We start from the raw sequence: 2,506 nt of genomic DNA, 5'->3' as shown, positions 1-2,506 counted from the left end.
GGGGGGTGCGACAAGAAGCAACTTCTTCCGCACAAAGTCAGTGTCTCTTCGAGACTATCCTGTTGCATAGGATATTCCCTTCCGAAACTGCATTATGAGTAATTATAATGTGGGTTGCATGAGGAGAAGCCAAACCAAAAGCTCAGTGCCTGAGCAGATGGAGGCTAGGGAAAGAGTAGTATGGTTAACGATAAGTGAATCTTTATAAGCATCGTCATCGCAGTCGTTAGATAGGGCACAGTTATACTAACGTTTTATAGGTAGGGAAAGTATCTTCCCTCTAATACTTTCAATGCAACCCACAGACCTATCGGTGTATTGGAGGAACCTAACCTACTCACATCTGACAGAAGTTGAACTTGTTAAGTCCAATTGGGGTCCTAAACCTAGGTAAGCCAAGCGTAAGCGAAGCCCAATTCCCCAAGGGGATATAGGAGATTGGAAAAAGCAAATGCCACCATGTCGAAAGGCAACAGGAATCGGAAATAACTGGGTGGATAATGTCCTATGACAAAACCCGAAAGGGTGCTGAATTCCAATTGGTGTGCAACATGGGATAAAGCGTTGAAGAAGAATTCCAAAGGGTGGTAACAGACGATGCACACTTCTATAAAGAAGTCCGCATTACCAGACATTACTGATTGGGACCGTATTAACTGGTTAAACATTAGTCAGTATGTAGAGAAATTCCAACAACGAATATACCATGCCGAACGTTTTGGGAAAATCCGCAAAGTAAGGGACTTACAAAGGCTACTTATGAAGAGCCAAGCCGCATTATTGCTCTCAATACGTAGAGTTACCCAAATTAACAAAGGGAAACGGACTGCAGGGGTTGATGGATATAAAGCCTTGACTCCTTTTGAGAGAGTAGAACTCTACAATAAAATGAAAGATTTGAACATCAATTGTCATAGACCGAAACCAACTTATCGGACATATATCGAAAAAAAGAACGGTAAACTTAGACCTCTTGGAATACCAACCATGAAAGATAGAATCTATCAAAACATTGCTAGAATAGCACTTGAACCACAGTGGGAAGCCAAATTTGAACCAACCTCATATGGGTTCAGACCAAAAAGGAATTGTCACGACGCAATCGAAAGAATCTTCAATACTATCGGAAACAAAAAGAAATGGATTTTTGAAGGTGACTTCAAAGGCTGTTTCGACAATCTAAATCATGGCTATATTCTTGAACAAATAAAGGGATTCCCAGCCTTTAACATGGTAGAAAAGTGGTTAAAAGCAGGTTTTGTGGACAACAAGGTATTTCATGTATCAGAAAATGGAACCCCCCAAGGGGGGATCATCTCACCACTTCTAGCTAATATTGCACTACATGGTTTAGAAAGTCTGCTCAATATTAGTTATAAAGAAGAAAAGAGAAAGGCTAAGGTATCTTTTGCTAATCAGACTAAGTATGCAGTGGCAAAATATGCAGATGACTTCGTCATCATGTGCGAATCTGAGGAAGAGGCTAACGATTTATATAACAAGCTAAAGCCTTATCTAACGATTAGAGGTTTAGAGTTAGCATTTGAAAAGACAAAAGTAACTCATATCGAAAATGGGTTTGATTTTTTAGGTTTTAATATAAGAAAATACAAAACTCACAATGGGAGCAAAGTCCTTATCAAACCTTCCAAGGATAGCATCAAGGCTGCTAAAAAGAAGATAACCGATAAAACGAGACAGTTCTATGGAAAAAACGTGCAAGTACTTGTCAGCACACTTAATCCTATTATTATAGGTACGGCAAATTACTGGAGTCCAAGTGTCGCCAAAGAAGTCTTTTCCGAAATGGATTCTCACATTTGGAAAACCCAATATAAGTTTCTAAAGAGACTTCACACTAAAAAGAGTGGAAGATGGATTAGTCAGAAGTACTATAAACCAGACAAAACTGGTCAAAGTAAGAGTAAGTGGATATTAACTGACCCTATAACCAATAACCAACTCAAAAGGATGTCATGGACTCCGATTGTAAGGCACGTACAAATCAAATACGATTACAGCCCTTATAACAAAAACCTAAAAGGATACTTTGAGAAACGTGATATTAAAGAGTTCGATAAAAATAATGTGGCATATAGGCAGAAGTTAGCTAAGAAGCAAAAATACAAATGTCCTTTATGTAGCTATTCAATTACAGATGGTTCTGAAGGATTAGAAACACATCACAAAATCCCTAGAGTTAAAGGCGGAAGTAATGAATATAAAAATTTAGAATTAGTTCACATTTCTTGTCACCTGGAATACCACAAGGTATTCCCAGCAAAGGGAGAAACTCCAAATGACATTCAACTTAGAAGTGGCAAGAAATATATCAAAGCCAAAAAACTATCAGGACTAATCTAACCCAGACTAGGATAAAGGCATGCTTGAGCCGTATGTTAGGAAACTAACACGTACGGTTCTTAGGGGGGACGGTGACTGAGAGGTCGCCCTCCTACCCGACAAAAGGGAGCGATAACTTCAAACCCTTACCTATCTGTATGAA

Annotated in this window: 1 protein-coding gene; it reads left to right on the top strand. The window is 39.0% G+C overall.

Annotated features, from left to right (window positions below; translation table 11 throughout):
* Positions 1-597: 597 nt before the first annotated feature.
* Positions 598-2,364, top strand: coding sequence for a group II intron reverse transcriptase/maturase (ltrA, locus tag TR08_RS19310; protein WP_045521025.1), 1,767 nt, complete (start codon positions 598-600; stop codon positions 2,362-2,364).
* Positions 2,365-2,506: the final 142 nt, after the last annotated feature.

It is taken from the genome of Neobacillus niacini, assembly GCF_000759675.1.
In the GTDB taxonomy this organism is placed as follows: domain Bacteria; phylum Bacillota; class Bacilli; order Bacillales; family Cytobacillaceae; genus Neobacillus; species Neobacillus niacini_A.
The sequence above is the reverse complement of the archived record's forward strand: the minus strand, read 5'-3'. Positions and strand labels throughout refer to the sequence as shown.